Source organism: Mycobacterium lacus (assembly GCF_010731535.1).
In the GTDB taxonomy this organism is placed as follows: domain Bacteria; phylum Actinomycetota; class Actinomycetes; order Mycobacteriales; family Mycobacteriaceae; genus Mycobacterium; species Mycobacterium lacus.
Genome location: NZ_AP022581.1, coordinates 591888 through 607305 on the forward strand (window position 1 = coordinate 591888; position 15418 = coordinate 607305).

The 15418-nt window shown below is 66.4% G+C and carries 12 protein-coding genes, 1 tRNA gene and 4 pseudogenes; 5 read left to right on the plus strand and 12 right to left on the minus strand.

The genetic code is table 11. The features are described 5' to 3' along the window. Positions 1-33 precede the first annotated feature (33 nt). A complete protein-coding gene (locus G6N24_RS02885; protein ID WP_085161360.1) occupies positions 34-450 on the minus strand; it encodes a winged helix-turn-helix transcriptional regulator in 417 nt (138 codons plus the stop codon). A gap of 245 nt (positions 451-695) precedes the next feature. Between G6N24_RS02885 and G6N24_RS02890 the strand changes: the two are divergent. The 3 genes and pseudogenes from G6N24_RS02890 to G6N24_RS02910 form a co-directional block, all read left to right on the plus strand. Further along, positions 696-1825: pseudogene (locus tag G6N24_RS02890) on the plus strand (PE family protein); the annotation flags it as partial. A 605-nt stretch (positions 1826-2430) separates the two neighbouring features. After that, positions 2431-4114, plus strand: a pseudogene (locus tag G6N24_RS02900) (PPE domain-containing protein); the annotation flags it as partial. 234 nt (positions 4115-4348) lie between these two features. After that, positions 4349-4777, plus strand: a complete 429-nt coding sequence (locus G6N24_RS02910) for a DUF6188 family protein (protein ID WP_085159103.1) — start codon at positions 4349-4351, stop codon at positions 4775-4777. A gap of 44 nt (positions 4778-4821) precedes the next feature. On the opposite strand, the gene G6N24_RS02915 is transcribed toward G6N24_RS02910, so the two are convergent. The 11 genes and pseudogenes from G6N24_RS02915 to G6N24_RS02960 form a co-directional block, all read right to left on the minus strand. Then, a complete protein-coding gene (locus G6N24_RS02915) occupies positions 4822-5358 on the minus strand; it encodes a YceI family protein (RefSeq protein WP_085159101.1) in 537 nt (178 codons plus the stop codon). A 12-nt stretch (positions 5359-5370) separates the two neighbouring features. Continuing rightward, positions 5371-5774 (minus strand): annotated as a pseudogene (locus G6N24_RS02920) (nuclear transport factor 2 family protein). A gap of 11 nt (positions 5775-5785) precedes the next feature. After that, positions 5786-6124 carry a DUF6285 domain-containing protein gene (locus G6N24_RS23820; RefSeq protein WP_179963461.1) on the minus strand — a complete coding sequence of 113 codons (339 nt, stop codon included), beginning with the start codon at positions 6122-6124 and terminating at the stop codon, positions 5786-5788. Next, positions 6121-7089, minus strand: coding sequence for a phosphotransferase family protein (locus G6N24_RS02925; protein WP_139822312.1), 969 nt, complete (start codon positions 7087-7089; stop codon positions 6121-6123). Before G6N24_RS02925 ends, G6N24_RS23820 begins: the two co-directional genes overlap by 4 nt. Continuing rightward, complete coding sequence (locus G6N24_RS02930) at positions 7086-8336, minus strand: acyl-CoA dehydrogenase family protein (protein ID WP_085159099.1); 1251 nt, start codon at positions 8334-8336, stop codon at positions 7086-7088. Before G6N24_RS02930 ends, G6N24_RS02925 begins: the two co-directional genes overlap by 4 nt. Positions 8337-8447: 111 nt before the next feature. After that, the gene (locus G6N24_RS02935) at positions 8448-9419 is read right to left on the minus strand and encodes an NADPH:quinone oxidoreductase family protein (protein WP_085159097.1); all 972 of its coding nucleotides are present in this window, start codon (positions 9417-9419) and stop codon (positions 8448-8450) included. 33 nt (positions 9420-9452) lie between these two features. Beyond that, on the minus strand, positions 9453-10451 hold the full coding sequence (locus G6N24_RS02940; RefSeq protein ID WP_085159095.1) for an acrylyl-CoA reductase family protein: 999 nt from the start codon (positions 10449-10451) through the stop codon (positions 9453-9455). A gap of 835 nt (positions 10452-11286) precedes the next feature. Next, a complete protein-coding gene (locus tag G6N24_RS25655; RefSeq protein ID WP_163745394.1) occupies positions 11287-12234 on the minus strand; it encodes a DDE-type integrase/transposase/recombinase in 948 nt (315 codons plus the stop codon). 49 nt (positions 12235-12283) lie between these two features. Then, positions 12284-12727, minus strand: a complete 444-nt coding sequence (locus G6N24_RS23825) for a transposase (protein WP_179963428.1) — start codon at positions 12725-12727, stop codon at positions 12284-12286. Between the two features lie 182 nt (positions 12728-12909). Further along, positions 12910-13093 (minus strand): annotated as a pseudogene (locus tag G6N24_RS02955) (nucleotidyl transferase AbiEii/AbiGii toxin family protein); the annotation flags it as partial. Positions 13094-13095: 2 nt separating this feature from the next. Continuing rightward, entirely contained in the window at positions 13096-13998 is a 903-nt protein-coding gene (locus G6N24_RS02960) for a type IV toxin-antitoxin system AbiEi family antitoxin (RefSeq protein ID WP_085161740.1), read from the minus strand. A 319-nt stretch (positions 13999-14317) separates the two neighbouring features. Here G6N24_RS02960 and G6N24_RS02965 point away from each other — a divergent pair. Together G6N24_RS02965 and G6N24_RS02970 are read left to right on the plus strand one after the other, a co-directional pair. Continuing rightward, positions 14318-14391 (plus strand) — tRNA-Leu (locus G6N24_RS02965). A gap of 183 nt (positions 14392-14574) precedes the next feature. After that, positions 14575-15369 carry a hypothetical protein gene (locus G6N24_RS02970; RefSeq protein ID WP_085161753.1) on the plus strand — a complete coding sequence of 265 codons (795 nt, stop codon included), beginning with the start codon at positions 14575-14577 and terminating at the stop codon, positions 15367-15369. Positions 15370-15418: the final 49 nt, after the last annotated feature.

Genomic DNA, 15418 nt, shown 5'->3' on the forward strand with positions numbered 1-15418 from the left:
GCGGAGATTAGATTATCCGTGAACCTTGGGAGGTTACGGACGCACGACGTCGTCGCCGAAAACATCTACGATGAAGTCGCTTTCGTCTGCACGCATATTTGCGTCCAGCACCTCGGTCACATGGTTTTCGGCCCACTGGCGCACGGCGGCCAGTGGAACGAGCAACGAGCGCCCGAGCGCCGTAAGCGCATACTCCACGGCGGGGGGTTGACCGCCATGTTCTGTGCGCTGTATGAGACCGTCACGCGCCATAGCGCGCAAGGTCTCGGTCAAAGCCTTCGACGTGATCCCACGGATACGCGTCTTCAGCTCGCTGAAGCGCATGGGGCGGTCGGCGAGCGCGACCACCACGAAAATCGTCCACCGAGCGCCGATTCTGTTCAGGATCACCCGACTGGGACACGTCGGGGCCATGATGTCGTACGCCTTCGGTTTTACCTGCCTACCCATAGCGCTCTCTTTCATCACCGGATAAGCCGCATCGGCCGATCGGCGTCGGCCTCCCGATCCGCCGAGCATACGCCTGGACCCTTGGTCCCCGCGGACCTTTTAGATGGTCATGCCGCTATCGGTTGCCCACGGCGGCGGGGCGATCCAATCCTCGCTGTTCCCAAGCGGTTTCGTTGAAGATACCGGGGCCTGGTTCGTAGTCTGACCCGCATTGGGTGACGACCGTTCAGGCGGGAGGAAGCGTGATGTCGTTTGTGGTTTTGGCGCCGGAGGCGTTGGCGGCGGCGGCTGCGGATTTGGCCGGTATCGGGTCGGCGATCAGCGCGGCCAATGCGGCGGCGGTGGCCCCGACGGTTGGGGTGTTGGCCCCGGGTGCCGACGAGGTGTCGGCGGCGATTGCGGGTTTGTTCGGCTCGTATGCCCAGGGCTATCAGGAATTGAGTGCGCAGGCGGCGGTGTTTCACGACCGGTTTGTGCAAACGCTGCAGGCCGGTCTCAACGCGTACGCGGGTGCCGAGGCCGTCAATGTCGAGCAGAGCCTACTCGATGCGGTCAACGGTCCCTCGCGAGCGCTGACGGGGCGCGCGTTGATCGGCGATGGCGCCAACGGGACGAGGCCCGGTCAGGCCGGTGGTGATGGCGGGTGGTTGTGGGGTAACGGCGGCAACGGCGCGACCGGCGCGCCCGGCCGGGCCGGCGGGCGCGGCGGTGATGCCGGGCTGTTCGGTAAAGGCGGCACCGGCGGTGCCGGGATCTACGGGGGCAAAGGCGGGGACGGCGGCAACGGCGGATGGCTGTTCGGGCGAGGCGGGGACGGCGGCAACGGCGGGTTGGTGGGCGGGGCGCCGACGGAAGCTCTACCGGCGGCGATATCAACGGTGGGACGGGTGGCACTGGCGGTGACGGTGGTGACGGTGGCCTTGGCGGGCTATTCGGGACCGGGGGGACCGGCGGGAAAGGCGGGGCCGGCGGTCAAGGTGGCGTCGGGGGCGCCAACTTCTTGAACGGGAGTTTTGGTGACGGCGGCACCGGCGGTCACGGCGGCAACGGCGGCAACGGCGGCGGCATCCGGTATATCGGTGACGGCGGTGACGGTGGCCGCGGCGGGCCTGGCGGGACCGGCGGGGTCTCCATCTGGGCCAGCAGCGGCGGGGGCGGCGACGGTGGTGACGGCGGCTCCGGCGGTGCCGGCGGCTTGCTGTACGGCAACTCCGGTGGCGGCGGGCTGCTGTGGGGCACCGGCGGCGACGGTGGCGACGGCGGTGCCGGCGGTGCCGGCGGCCTTTGGCCGTACGGCGGCACCCCCGGCCCCAGCGGTAACGGCGGGCACGGTGGTACCGGAGGGCTGCCATACGGCCAGCCCGGTATGCCCGGGGCGTCGGGCTGAATCGTCACGACGGCCGCGGGCGCGTCCCCCTCGCCGGGTCCGGCGGCAATCCGACCGTCGCGGCGCGCATGTCTTGTCGTCGCCCTGCGGGGGTCGGGCACGGCCGGCTTGCCCGACCCCCGCGTTCTTACGTGCACAGCACCATGCCGGCCCTTCGCGATCGCGGCCGCGCTGCGCGGGCATCGTCCGCAGTGTCGGCTGGGACCAATCGAACGTCCAAATCTTTCGTCCACGCGACGCCACTGTTTCTGCTCGGAATCTTGGTGGAGCCCAACGACATCGACGAGATCGTTCACGGACGGCGGATGGGTGGAGAGCTTGAGGTTGTAGCGAACCGTGAATGTGGCTCTCCGCGCCGTTGACCTACCCGCTTGTTGCACGGCAGGGTGTAGAGGCACGATGGTGAATCCATCCAATATCCGCTGCGCACAGGCGGTTTCGTTGAAGATACCGGACTTCGATTCCTAGGCTGTCCATATTCGGTTGAGTAAGGAATGCCTGTCGCTCAGTCAGACGTCCCCGCAACGGGTGAGAACGGCGTTGGCCCGGCCGAGAAGAGCAGTCGAGGACGGTCAAGCTGAGGAGCAATAGCGATGTTGTCGGAATTCGCGCGGTTGGCGCCCGAGATTAACTCGGCGCGGATGTACGCCGGCGAGGGGTCGTGGTCGCTGGTGGCGGCCGCGGGCGCGTGGGATGGGTTGGCCGTTGAGTTGCGCTCGGCGGCGGCGTCGTTCGGGTGGGTGACCTCGGGGCTGATTGGTGGGTCATGGCAGGGCCCGGCGTCGGCGGGGATGATGGCCGCGGCCGCACCCTATGCGGGGTGGTTGAACGCCGCGGCGGCCCAAGCCGAGGACGCGGCCGGGCAGGCGCGGGCGGTGGTGGGGGCGTTTGAGGCGGCGCGGGCGGCCACGGTCCATCCGGCGATGGTCGCCGCCAACCGGGCTCAGCTGGTGTCGCTGGTCCTGTCGAACGTGTTCGGTCAAAACGCCCCGGCGATCGCGACCGCCGAGGCCGAGTACGAACGGATGTGGGCGCAGGATGTGGCCGCGATGTTTGGTTATCACGCCGGGGCTGCGGCGGCCGTGTCGGCGTCGACTCCGTTCACGCAGCCGCTGCGAAACGTAGTCGGGGTACTGGGCGTCACCCCGACCGCGGCATCGGGTATCGCAAATTTGGGTGGTCGCAATCTCGGTGTGGGCAATATCGGCGATTTCAATGTGGGAAGCGCCAACCACGGCAGTTACAACATCGGCCTCGGGAATCTCGGCAGCGGCAACATAGGTTTCGCGAATGCGGGTTCGTTGCCGGCGGTGGGTTACAACATCGGCTTCGGGAACGCCGGCAGCTTCAACGTTGGCTTCGGGAACACCGGCACCGCGAACATCGGCTTTGCCAACACCGGCAACGGGAACATCGGTATCGGGCTTACGTCTGACAACCAGACGGGGTTCGGCGGCCTGAATTCAGGCAGCGGGAATGTCGGCTTGTTCAACTCGGGCAGCGGGAACGTCGGATTGTTCAACTCGGGCACCGGTAACTGGGGCTTCGGGAACTCGGGCGGCCACAATACCGGCATTGGCAATACCGGCAGTGCCAACACGGGCTTTTTCAACTCGGGCATCGTCAACACGGGTATTGGGAACGCGGGTAGCTACAACATGGGTAACTTCAATCCGGGCAGCTACAACACGGGCTCGTATAACACCGGCAACACAAACACCGGGTTTTTCAACTCGGGTGATCTCGACGTTCAACTCGGGCACCGGCGACAACGGCTTCTTCTGGCGAGGCGACAACCAGGGCCAAGTCGGCTTCGACTACACCCTGACCATTCCGAGAATCCCACTGGATCTCGCCGTGGACGTTAACCTCTCGATACCTGTCACCGGTGCGATCACCGGCATCAAAGTCCATGCGTTCGACGTCCCGGTCCCGCTGAACGCGAAATTTGATCTTCCCTTGGATATCCCCGGGATCCCTCTCAAAGGGAACATCATAGTCAAGGTCCCCGATATCTACGTCAACAACATCCCTCTCGACATCACCGTGGGCCCCGCATTGATGCATATACCGATCGTCACCACGGTTGGTCCCATTACCGTCCCGGTCATCCATATTCCCGCGGCACCAGGATTCGGCAGCTTCACCACCGACCCGTCGTCGGGCTTCTTCAACACCGGTGGCGGAGGCGAATCGGGCATTGGAAATTTCGGCGTCAACAACTCGGGCTTCTTGAACTTCGGCGCGTTGCAATCGGGTATGGCGAACTTGGGCAACACCATTTCGGGCTTTTACAACACGAGCGCGCTGGGCCTCCTGACACCAGGCCTTGTCTCGGGCGTCGGGAACATCGGCAGGGAAGTCGCCGGCTTCTTCAACGCCGGGCTCTAATCGGTCAGGCAACTGTAGGTGGCCAGGTTTGCCCTCGCACGTGCTATCCCGCGGGTGACCCACGGGATTATCGGTGGTTGTGCACGTGACATATAGACAGATTGAGGCCAGAGTGAATGTATGACCGAAGAGAAAATAGCCGGGCAGTGGCTTGAGGGCTGTGCGGTTCAGCGGATCATGTTCCGCGACGGTCTGGTGCTGAACTTTGAGGATTACAACGAACTGGTCATCTCGGTACCAATACGCCTGACCCTGCCGGCCATCGCATCCTCGCCCGCAGAGGTGGTCGCCATCGACCCCAACGCCCCGGCCGATCACGAACGTCCACTCTTCGATTTCGCCGGGGCAACCTGCACGGGTGTTGTCTGGTATGACTCCGGAGATCTCCACCTCGAGTTCTCCGACGGTCACCAGATCGACGTGCGCCCCGACGAGCGCGTCACCTCATGGGAGCTCTATGGCAAATACCACGGATACGCCGCCTGCCTGCCGCACGGCAAGTTGCGGGTTGTGCGCCACGACGTAGCCGAAGCCAACGGCGACCGGTGACCAAGCGGCGAACCGAACGGGGCGGTTGCCACTGGCAGGCGGCGTTACTGCGACGCCCGCGCGAAGACCGCCTCCGCCGATGCGGTCGCGGTCGCATCGATCATGCCGAGCCGGTTCCAGCCCAGGCCGAACTGGGTCCGGTCGATGTGGGCCTCGCCGGATATCCGCACTGAGCCGTCGCCGAACTCGGTGACTGTGACGGGCAACGGAACCGGATCGGTGATGCCTTTGATGGTGAAGTTCGCCCGCAGGTCGGCGTGGTTGCCCGTGGCCGGGTGCAGTTCGGTGACCACGACGCGGATCTGGGGGAAGCGTTGGGCATCGAAAAAGTCAACCGAGCGCAGGTGCTTGTCGCGCAGGCCGATTCCGGTGCGCAGCGAGGCGACGCCGATTTCGAGGTGTCCCGCGACCGAGCCGTCAGTGCGCAACTCACCGCGGCCACTGAATTCGGTGAACCTGCCTTTGACGGTGAGCAGGCCCCACATGTTTTTGATCCTGAAGGTGATGGCCGAGCGATCCGGGACCAGATTCCATGCGCCGGCGGCGTCGGGGTCGTTCAGGAGCGTTTCCAGGGTCGTCATCGTCGTGCCTCACTATCGGTCGCCCGAGTCGAGCAGCGGTGCCAGCTCGGCAGGGTCGAAGTACTCGTCGATACGGTTGATCAGACCACGTATGTCCACCTTGATCACAATGCAAACCCGCATGGCCGGCTTGGCCGGTCGCAGGCAGCACGTGCCGCTGGACGAAGCCCCTGCCGGACCCGTCGTCGAACGCGTGACGGGTCCAGGAGTTCGTAGCGGCGCTGCGTGGTCGCCGAGATGAACCAGTCGGTCACCCGCAGCGCGCGGGCCTTGTCGTTGCCGCCGCGGGCGCCCACCCGCCACACCGCGATGTCGTCGCTCCACATTCGATCGACCGCGGCCAGGTCGGCGTTCTCGATGGCGGTGACCAGTCGGTCGGCCAGCTCGACGATGGCCTCGGCGGTGATACCGAGCATGCGACTGACTCCTATTCGCTGGCGTACCCGGGGTGGGCAACGGCCAACCGATGTCTCACCAGTGTCCGCAGGCAGGCGACGACCTCGTCGGCGCGGGCGTCCAGTTCGCCCGACCGGATCGCGGCGGCGAGCGCGGCCTCGTCGGCGTACCCGAGGCCCGTCAGGGCCGCGCGGACGTCGGCGTCGCCGGGGGCCCGCAGTTCTCGTTCGACGATGCGCAGCGCGTTGGCGGCGACTCTGGCGTGGAAGTTGACCTGCCCACTGGTCGCCCGCCGGACATCGCCTGCTAGGAATTCCGCGACCGCGGCCACGAGTTCGGCAGCGGTCGGGCGGCCGTAGCCGCCGGTCATAATGCATCCCCCTCGAGCAGGTCGAGCAGATCCCACTCGTTCTCGCAGACCCGGCGCCCGATCGTCGCCAACTCCACCGAGCGAGCCTGCCCGCTCAGGTGCCGCTCCGCCTGGTAGCGGCAAATGACTCCCCAGCGCAGCGTGGCCAGCACCAGCCACCAGCGAAACACGTCTCGATCGATGGTCGCCGCGCTGGCCTCCTCGTAGGCCCGCAGGAAGTCCTCGACACTACCCAGGCCGCCGGCCCCTTGGCCGGCCGGCGCACCGAACCGCCAGGCACGCACGCAGAACCAGGCCAGGTCCTCGTATGCCGCCCCGACGTGCACCAGCTCCCAATCCAGCACGGCGGCAAGGTCGCAACCGTCGACGACGAGGTTTCCCATCCGGTAGTCGCCGTGCACCAGAACCTCAGGCGACGGCGCGGGACGGTGGGCCACGAGCCAGCGGAACGCCCATTCGAAGGTGGCTGTGGTGTCGCCCATGGCATCGAGTCGTGCACGCCACTGCACGAGTGGGTCCTCGCGGGCCAGGCCGAGTGAGCCCGAATCGGCCCGGTGAATGGCGGCCAGCGCTTGCGCGCAGTGGAGCAGCAGCCGCCGCCGGCCGGTCTCGTCGAGTTGACGCTGGATGCGCCGGACGATGGTTTCGCCCCTGACCTCTTCGCAGATCAGAAACGGATTGCCCAGCGACGCAACCGAATCGTCGGCGGCCAGGATGTGCGGCACCGGCGCCCCGGCGGCCGCCGCCGCCGCCTGGACGCGAGCTTCCAGCTCCATGCCGGCGTGCACGTCATCGGGCGGCCCGATGCGCAGGATCAGCGACCGGCGTCCGGAGTCCGTGGCGGCGTCGAACGCCCATGTGCTGCGGCTGGCTCCGCCGGTGAGCGCGCGTAGATTGTCGACGGCTACCTCGGCGCCCAGGATTGGGCGCAACACCGCGGCCAGGCCGTCGGATAGTTGGGTCACTTCTTGCCAAACTGGAACAGCCGCTGGGCAACCCGGCGAATCTGAATCTCTTCGGCGCCCTCGGTGATCCGGTACCTGCGGTGATGGCGGTAGATGTGCTCGAACGGCTCGTGACGGCTGTAGCCGACGCCGCCGAACACCTGCATGGCGCGATCGGCGGCCTCGCACACCAGCCGGTTGGCGCGGTAGTTGGCCTGGGAAATGGCCGTTGTGACCTTGTCGGACACCTCCACGTGATGGTTGTGGTCCAGCTGCGAGGCCGCGTAGTACACCAGCAGGCGCACCATCTGCGCCTCGGTCTGCAGCTCGACCAACGGCCACTGGACGGCCTGGTTCACCGACAGCGGCTTGCCGAACACCACGCGCTCGTTGGCGTACGCCACGGCCCGGTCGATGCAGTACTGCGCGGCGCCGAGGCTGCTGGCCGCCTGGCGAATCCTGTTCTCGTGCAGGAAGGTCTGTCCGACGTCCAGGCCGTGGTCGACCTCGCCGAGCACAGCGTCGGCCGGCACCCGGACGTCGTTGAGCTCGACCTCGCCGTGGTCGGTCGGCATGTTGAACGTCCACCAGTAGTAGGGCACCGTGAAGCCGGGGGCGTCGGTCGGCACCAGGAACGCGGTAATGCCCCGGGCCTGGCCCGGCTCGCCCGAGGTGCGGGCGAACACCAGGTCGTGGGTGGCGCGATGGACGCCGGTGTTGAACCGCTTGGCGCCGTTGATCACCCAGCCGTCGCCGTCTTGCTCGGCGCGGGTCTGCAGCCAGGTGGCATCCGACCCATGGTTGGGCTCGGTCAGCCCGAACGCCATCGACCGCTCCCCGGTGATCAGGGCCTCGGTCCACTCCTTCCGCTGGGCGTCGGTGCCGAACCGGTCCAGCATGATGACCTGCGGGAAGTTGCCGACGATGGAGGACTCGTTCTGCAGGTCGTTGTGCAGCCCGAGCCCTTTGTGCGCCAGGTGTTCTCGGATCACGGCCATGTCGACGTTGGTGCCGTCGCGGCCACCGAACCGTGACGGCAGGCCGTAGCGCAGCCATCCGGCCCTGTCGGCGCGCCTGCGCATCTCGGCCAGCAGGTCCTCCCACTCTGGCCGCGGGATGCCGCCGTGGTCCCAGTCGGTGCGGGCATTCTCACGGCGATGGTCGAAATACTGCATGTGCCGGCGCTCCAGCGGTTTGATCTCGGACTCGATAAATTCGTCCATCTGGGCGAGCAGGTCCGGAAGATGTTCTGGCAGAGCGAAATCCACGTTGATCTCCTTAAGCGCCGTACGAGGCGCGAGCAGACGCAGAATCGCATTGTGCGCGGCTTGTCGGTGCGATTCTGCGTCTGCTCGCGCGGGCTGTCAGGTGGACGCGCATTAGTCGCGGACGCGTAGTACGACTTTTCCTTTTGCGGTGCGGTTCTCCAGGGATGCAATGGCGGCCGCGGCCTGATCCAGCGGGTAGACCACCGGCTCGGGAGGGGCCAGCCGACCGCAGCGCAGCAGCCGCTCGAGTGCAGCCCATTGCTCGGCCAACGCGCTGGGGTGTGTTGCGGCCCACGCGCCCCAGCCGACGCCGACCACGTCGAGGTTGTTGAGCAGCAGCCGGTTGACCTTCACGGTGGGAATTTCACCGGCGGTGAAGCCGATCACCAGCAGCCGTCCCGCCGGAGCAAGCGAGCGCAGCGAATCGGTGACGCGGTCGCCGCCGACCGGGTCGACGACGACGTCGACACCGCGGCCGCTCGTCAGCTCTTTCACCGCGTCCTTGAACCCCTCGGTCAACACCACATCGGTCGCGCCGGCCGCCGTCGCGATGTCGGCCTTCTCCTGCGTGCTGACCACCGCGATGGTGCGGGATGCCCCAAGCGCCGGCGCGAGCCGCAGGGTCGACGTTCCGATTCCGCCCGCTGCCCCGTGCACCAGCACCGTTTCGCCCGCCTGCAGTCGGCCACGGACATTCAGCGCGAAGTACATGGTCAGGTCGTTGAACAGCACGCCGGCGCCGGCCTCGAAGGTCACGTTGTCCGGCAGCTGGAACACTCGGTCGGGCGACACCACCGCAACCTCGGCCATCCCGCCGGTGAGCATCGTCAGGCCGATCACTCTGTCCCCGGGCCGGACGTGCGCGTCATCCGGAGCCGATCGCACCACCCCGGCGATCTCGGCTCCGAGCACGAACGGCGGCTCCGGTCGGTATTGATAAAGGCCGCGGGTGAGTAGCGCATCGGGGAATGCGACGCCGGCGGCGTGCACGTCGACGACCACGCCCTCCTTGGCGGGTTCGTCGACCTCCGCCAGCTCGACCGCGTCCGGACCATCTAGCCGAGTCACTCGTACCGCGCGCATGCCACCTCCGTTGTCAACCCCGGTCGCCTCAATCTAGAACCCGCCCTCGATCCGAACCACCGCCCGGCCGGAGAAGGCCCCGGCGCGCACCCGGTCGAGCACGCCCACAACGTCTTTGACGTCGACGTCGGTGGTGATCGCGGCCAGATGACGGGGCCGCAGTGAATCGCCGAGACGGGCCCAGAGTTCACGCCGCGGACCGATCGGCATCTGGACGGAATCCATCCCCAGCAGCGCGACACCGCGCAGGATGAACGGCATCACCGTGGTGTGCAAGGCAGCCCCTCCGGTCAATCCGCTGGCGGCCACGGCGCCCCGGAAGTCGACGGCGCTGAGGACATCGGCCAGTGTCGCACCGCCCACGCAGTCCACCGCCGCCGCCCAGCGCGCCGTGGCCAGCGGCCGCGGTTTCGCATCGGGATCGGCGGGCAGCCGGCCGATGACCTCCGCTGCGCCAAGGCTTTTGAGTAGTTCAATCGCGCTGTCTTTGCCGGTCGAGGCCACCACCTGATAACCGGCCGCGGCCAGCAGATCCACGCTGATCGAGCCGACGCCGCCACTGGCGCCGGTGACGACGACGGGCCCGGCGTCGGGCGCGATGCCCCAGTCGATGAGCGCCTGCACGCTCATCGCGGCGGTGAAGCCGGCGGTGCCGATCGCCGCGCCGCCACGCGGGCTCAGCGCGCCCAGCGCAACCACCTGATCGGCGGGCAGCCGGGCATACTCCGCGTAGCCGCCGTGGTGGCCGGTTCCGATCTGATAACCGTGGGCCAGCACCATGTCGCCTTTCGCGAAATTGGGTGACTGCGACTCGGCGACCTCCCCGGTCAGGTCGATGCCCGGGACGACGGGGTAGTGGCGCACCACGCCGCCGCCTGGCGTCAACGCCAGCGCGTCTTTGAAGTTGACGCTGGAATACAGCACCCGGATCGTCACCTCACCCGGCGGCAGATCGGACGCTCGAAGCGTCTCCACCGACGCGGTTATCCGATCTCCGTCTTGGTGCGCGACCAATGCTTGAAACGTGTCCATGGTTCGACGCTAAACCCACCTGATGTTGCGTCCTGCAAGTCCCGGTAGGCACCGGAGGGCCGGGTAAAAGGCCCCGGTTCGTCGTTGAGAGGCGGTGGGCTAAGCGGGGTGTCGAAGGCGTCTTTGGAGGGAGCAAGTGCGCGGGCCGTAGTGCCGGATGGTGCGAGTCCTGCAGCCTCGTCAGACCCACAATGGAGGAGCCGAGCCGCTCATATCACGGTGAAGGCCTATGTCCGTCGAGCCCTGGTCCGGGGTTAGTTGGGCGGGTTCTTCCGGGGTATGGGGGGCGGCACGTGCACCCAGTCTGGTTCGGAAGGGGAGAGGCCCGTCTGCCCGGCCTGCGTCGGGCGAAGACCAGGGGAATAAGCCGATGGTGACAGTGTGTCCTGTCAAGCTGCGATGGGCTTGCCGGTGAGAGTCCGGTCCGGATAATGACCAAGCAGCCCGGTAGCTGGTGGCCGGCGGAAAGGGAGACCCCACCGTCGAAGTGTCATGACAAAGCCGCTTTGGGCGGCGAGCAAGCAACCCGTCCGTACGATGAGGAACCTTGCAGCCTCGTAATGGTGACAATGTGGGAGCCGAGTCTCTTTGCACTGGGCGAAGGCCATGGACGGCGAGGAGATCTTGGTGTGCGCAGCGCCTATGTACCCACCGGGGTAAGGAGGGCGGAATGGTTGCACAGTACATCGCGGAACAGGAAAGGTCCGTCTCGGCACCGGAGTAGCCCTACTGGGGTGGTTGCGTTGTGCCACAGCGTGATTGCCCGTAACGGCGAGGCCTATAAGCAGCTGGGTTGTGAAGCGGTAGCTGTCAAGGTGTTTGAGACAGCGTCTCACTATGTGGACACTATTTTCGGTTGTGGGGTCGGTGGGTTGATCCATGCCGCGGTCGGTAGTTTCGGGGGCTGTGGTGGGCTGCTAAACCGGTTGGGGTTGGCGGCGTAGGCATCGGCCATGACCCGGGCTCGTTTGGCCTGGATGTCGGCGGCGGTGCCGAAGTACACCGACGCCGGTGTGTGCAGGCCGAGCGCGGAATGGCGGTGCTCGTGGCGCAGGTAGTCGAAGAAGTCTTTGCACCAGGTGCGGGCGTGCTCGATCGAGTCGAACCGTTCGGGAAAATCGTTGCGGTACTTCAGCGTTTTGAACTGGGATTCGCTGAACGGGTTGTCGTTTGACACCCGTGGGCGCGAGTGGCTGCGCGCCACGCCGAGGTCGATTAGCAGCTGGGCGACGTTCTTCGACGTCATCGCCGAACCCCGGTCGGCGTGGATCGCGCCGGGCCGCCCGTGTAGCGCGGTCAGCTCGGCCATCCAGTCCTGGGCGATGTCGGCGTCCTCGTGGTACTCGACGCGCCAGCCGACGGGGTAGCGGCTGAAGATGTCCAGCATCACGTAGAGCTGGTAGAACTCGCCGCGCACCGGTCCCGCCAATTTGGTGATGTCCCAGGACCACACGTCGTTGGGTTGGTGGGCGACCAGCTCGGGTTTGACCCGCGGCGGGTGTGTGGCTACCCGCCGCCGTTCGCGGGTCATGTTGTGCGTGCGCAGGATCCGGTACATCGTGGACTGCGAGCACAGGTAGACGCCCTCGTCGAGCAGCTCGGCCCACACTTGGGCGACCGCCTTGTCGGCGAAGCGCGGCTGGCACAACACCGTAAGGATCTGCGTGCGCTCGGCCGCGTCGAGCGCATTGGGCGGCGGTCCGCTCGGCCCGGGTTTGCGGCGTGGACCGGCAGGGCGGTTGCGCTGCCGATACAGGCTCGCGCGCGGCCCAGCAGCGCGCACGCCTTCGCGGTCGAGGTCAGCCGCTCCACCTCGGGCAGCAACTGTGCGATCACTTCTTCGACCCGGGCCGCGTGCCCGTGCTCTCGGAGAGCGTCTCCAAGAGCGCGTGTGCTTTTCCCACCAGATCCAACGCGGCCCTCGTGCGTTCAAGCTCGGCCTCGGCCCGTTCGGCCCGCTTCCGTAGCCGTTCGATCTCGGCCTGGTCGCGGTCCTTACCACGACCGCCTGACCGGGCAAGCCCGTCCAACGCGCCCGCGTCGCGCGCTCGCCGCCACTCCACGATGTGCGATGAGTACAGGCCCTCACGCCGAAGCAGCGCACCCCGCGCACCCGGCTCGGTCAACGCGTCGTACTCGGCCACAATGGCCGCCTTGTACTCCGGGGTGAAGTTGCGCCGCCGGGGACGATCCGCCCGCGGACCCTGGGCCGAATCGGTTCCCACGCCTTCATCATCGGCGCTACCCTTCCGGACCTCAGCCAAAGTCGCCGTCATTGTTCGTTGCAATCCTTACTTGCCCTCAATACCTGGTCAGATATTTTCGAACCCTGCTGTCTCAACTAACCCTGCCAGAGAGGGAAGTGGCGGAGCGCCGAGCGGAAGTCGGAGCAGGTCATAGTCGTGATGAACGGCCGAACAACAGAACCCGCTGGAAGGGTCGGTTTCCGGAATCGTGGATTGCCCAACCGGCATTTCCGCCAGCTGGTACCGCCTTTGAACATCAGGCGGTTATCGCCGAACTCCACAGCCTGGGACAGCAGATACAGCAGGTGGTCCCGGGCGACGTCGAGCAAAGCGGCGTCGTATGCTTCGGCTCGGCCAAGAGCGTGACGCGTGATGAGCGCGGGTCAGTCCGGCCACACTCACGCCTTGCCGAGGACGCGCAGCAGCGGTGCGACGACCTCGTCGACGAGCTGGTACTCCGGCGCCCAGACGCTTTCGCCGCGGTCGCGGCTGTGCGGGGTGGTGAATCGGGCCACCGGCATCGCTCGTGTTTGGCGCTTGGCCAGGAGCGCCTGGCCTCGTGCCTGTTCGCCGGCTGTGTGCAACAGGTAGCTTGCGCGCTGCCAGGCCGATGTCGGCCGGCCGGACAGCAGACGCTCGAGGCGCTCGTCGCTGCAGTCGGCGATGAGTTCGTCGAGGTGGGCGACAAGATCGGCCCACGGCCCGAAAGAGGCGGGGCGCGTGGCGATTTGAACGAGTAGTGCTTCCGGGCCGAACGCCGGTAACCCGGTCGCCCACGTGACGATGTCGAGGCGCCGCCGTGCCAGCAACGCGGGACGCGGAGCAAGCAGTGCGGTGTCAGCCGCGTTCCAGGGGATGCGCACGACGGACACATACGGGGCTAGGCCGTCCGGGAGCCGTTTGACCGGCGGTAGCCAGATCGGGATGCGGCCGTCCGGTTGGCGGTCCAGGTATCCGAGGTGCCACGCTGCCGATGCTCCAGCCAGCATGAAACCTGCGTCCTGGTCGCGGGCCAGCCACGACCGCAGCGGTAGATACGGGTCAGAGACTGCGTCGGCGCCGGGGGGAATGAATGCCCACGTTCCTTTCACCGGCAGTTGTACCAGCCACCCGATGCGGCGCAGTTCGCGGATGGCGGAGTCGGGGTCGCGTTCACACCCGGCCTCTGCAAGTCGTAGCGTCAGATCCGCTTTTGTGACGACCGCAGGCCGATCGCGCGCGAGGCCGGACACCACCTGTGAAGCCCAGGTGGGGATGCGCCGATCGGCGCCGGCGGGGCTCGCGACCGCCCGTGAGTTCACACCGGAAACTGTACTGTATTCGTACGCAACACGGTCCAAACTCAAGTAAACTTGACTCAAGAACGGGTTTCAGACGGATTCAGTACGAAATCCGTGTCGAACGCAAGCGCCGTGTACGGGCTGGCGGCGGTGCGGTGCAACGGCGAGAGCACAAGAGACGCGCCTTAGCCTTAGCGGGTGACCGGGTCATCACGGGCAATCAGTGCAGGCGCTAACGTGCAGGTCGTGCAACGGCTCATTGCAAACGCAACAGCGGCGACGACGCTCGACCAGTGCCCTCGCCGCTAGTGCCGCCGCAAACTAGGTTCTGAACTGCAACGCCCCCATAGCCCAATTGGCAGAGGCAGCGGACTTAAAATCCGTCAAGTGTCGGTTCGAGTCCGACTGGGGGCACGGTGTTTGGGCAGGTGAGCGCATTTTTCGTGTTAGCGAGATGAGCTCGCCGGGCTGCCATGCCCGACCATAGCCAGCTGAGCAAGGCGGGCAAGTAGGGCTCAGTTGGCGCCCTTGGCGCCCCCCGGCGGAGAGACCTCGCCGCCGCGCCACGGTGATCCGGCGGCCATACACTGGCCCATCGTGGGCATGCTGTTTGGCTTTGCGCCATGGATCGTCTATTGGGCGCTTGTCGGCAACGCTCCTTTCGGCATCGCCGTGTCGGCGGCGCTCGCACTCGCCGTCGCCGTGTTCGTAGTCGGACGCGTCACGGATGCGCCGGGCAGCGTCTTCGAAATCGGTTCTATCGCAACGTTTTCAGTACTGACGGTGGTGGTATTCGCGAGCGGCGAATCGCCCGTCCAGCGGTGGCTCCTGCCGCTTGGCAACCTTGGGATCTTCCTCGTGGCGCTCGTCGGCCCGCTGATCGGCAAGCCGTTCGTGCATGACTTCGCCGCACCGGAACAGCCTCCCGACGTAGTCAATACCGAGCTGTTGGGGCGGATCACCGGCCTGCTGACCTGGATGTGGATCGCCGTGTTCGCCGCCATGACGGTGTCGTCGGCGATCCCGCCAATCGTGCATGGTCGCGTGGGAACCCAAGCCACGATTCTCGACAGAAACACCCCGCTATCGTTCGTCTGTTACTGGGTCATTCCGTTCTCGCTGTTCGGGGTGGCGGCGCTGGTGTCGCGAATCCTGCCCGCCCGGATGCTTGCCGGCATCAATGACGTCGTCCGTGAAACCTCCTTCGTTGCATACGACGAGGCCACGATCGACGAGCTGTATTACCTCGCCCAGGAACACGCGAATCGCGAAGTGGGTGCGGGGAAGGAGGCCTACGACGTGCGGGTCGGTGGGATGGGAACCCCGCTGACCGGCGACGAGTCTCGCAAGTCGTGGCCCTCGACCTACAAGGTGCGCGAGCGGAAGCACTAGCGGCGCTTGCCTTGCGTACACCGGCCGGTCACCTAACATTGCTAGGCCA